Source organism: Microbispora sp. NBRC 16548 (assembly GCF_030268985.1).
GTDB lineage: Bacteria > Actinomycetota > Actinomycetes > Streptosporangiales > Streptosporangiaceae > Microbispora > Microbispora catharanthi.
Map to the genome: position 1 here is coordinate 1 of NZ_BSSF01000055.1, position 1,549 is coordinate 1,549.

A 1,549-nucleotide genomic window follows, 5' to 3' on the forward strand; every position below is an offset into this window, starting at 1 on the left:
TACGCGGCGGCCAACGCCTTCCTCGACGGGCTGGCCCGGTTGCGGCGCGCGCAGGGACTGCCCGCGGTCTCCCTGGCCTGGGGCCTGTGGGAACAGGCCAGCGGCATGACCGGCCACCTCGGCGAGGAGGGCCGGGCCCGGCTCGCCCACGGGCTCCAGGTGGCGCTGTCCACGCCGGAGGCCCTGTCGCTGCTGGACCTGGCGCTGCGAGACGACGGCGAGGCGGTGCTCGTCCCCACCCGGCTCGACTACGCGGCCCTGCGCCGCCGGGCCGAGGAGGGGACGCTGCCCGCTCTGCTGCGGGGTCTCGTCCGTACGGCGCCGCGCCGGACCACGGCCGAGGCGGAGCCGCCGAGCACGGAGACCCTCGCCGAGCGCCTGGCCCGGCTGCCCGAGGCCGACCAGCGTCGCGAGCTGGTCGAGCTGGTGCGCGCCGCGGCCTCGGACCTGCTCGGCCGCGCCGCCGACGAGTCCCTGCGGGCCGACCAGGCGTTCAAGGACGCCGGGTTCGACTCGCTGTCCGCGGTGCGGATGCGCAACCGCCTCGCCGAGGTGACCGGCGTCCGGCTCGCGGCGACCGCCGTGTTCGACCACCCCAACGCCACCGCGCTCGCCGAGCATCTGCGCGCCGAGCTCGGCGTCACGCCGCGCGAGACCGTCCCGCCCGGCCTGCTCGAACTGGAACGGCTGGAAAGCGCGCTCGGCGAGCCGCCGAAGGACGACGCGCTGCGCGAACGGATCATCGCCCGGCTGGACGCCCTGACCGCCCGCCTGGCCGGGGCCGGCGGGGCGGGGCTCGACGAGCCGGACCACGGCTTGGACATCGCGAACGACGACCAGTTGTTCGACCTCATCGACCACGAGCTCGGACAGGCCTGAGGAAGAGGCTATGGCAGACGAAGAGAAGCTGCGCGACTACCTGGTGCGGGTGCTGTCCGACCTGCGGCGGACCCGCCGCAGGCTGCACGAGGCCGAGGCACGCCGCACCGAGCCGATCGCGATCGTGGGCATGGCCTGCCGCCTGCCGGGCGGGGTCTCCTCCCCGGACGACCTGTGGCGGCTCGTCGCGTCCGGCGGCGACGCGATCGGCGCGTTCCCGGCCGACCGGGGCTGGGACCTGGACGACCTGTACGACCCCGACCCCGAACGCTCCGGGCACACCTACGCCAAGGAAGGCGGCTTTCTGGACGACCCCGGCGGATTCGACGCCGAGATGTTCGGCATCTCCCCGCGGGAGGCGCTCGCCGTCGACCCGCAGCAGCGGCTGATGCTCGAGGTGTCGTGGGAGGCCCTGGAACACGCGGGCATCGCCCCGACGTCGCTGCGGGGCGGCAGCGTCGGCGTCTTCACCGGCCTGATGTACCACGACTACCGCGACAACCTCGGCAGCCTGCCGGAGGGCCTCGAAGGCTACTTCGGCATCGGCAATTCCGGCAGCGTCGCGTCGGGGCGGGTGTCGTACACCCTGGGGCTGGAGGGTCCGGCGGTGACGGTGGACACGGCGTGTTCGTCGTCGCTGGTGGCGTTGCACCTGGCCGTGCAGTCGCTG

At 74.5% G+C, this 1,549-nt stretch carries 2 protein-coding genes; both read left to right on the forward strand.

Features of this window, described 5'->3' with window-relative positions; genetic code table 11:
* The coding region (locus tag QSK36_RS42985) for a beta-ketoacyl reductase (protein ID WP_285786431.1) at positions 1-879 on the forward strand (879 nt) is incomplete at its 5' end.
* A 10-nt stretch (positions 880-889) separates the two neighbouring features.
* A partial coding sequence (locus QSK36_RS42990; protein ID WP_285786432.1) for a beta-ketoacyl synthase N-terminal-like domain-containing protein occupies positions 890-1,549 on the forward strand: 660 nt, incomplete at its 3' end.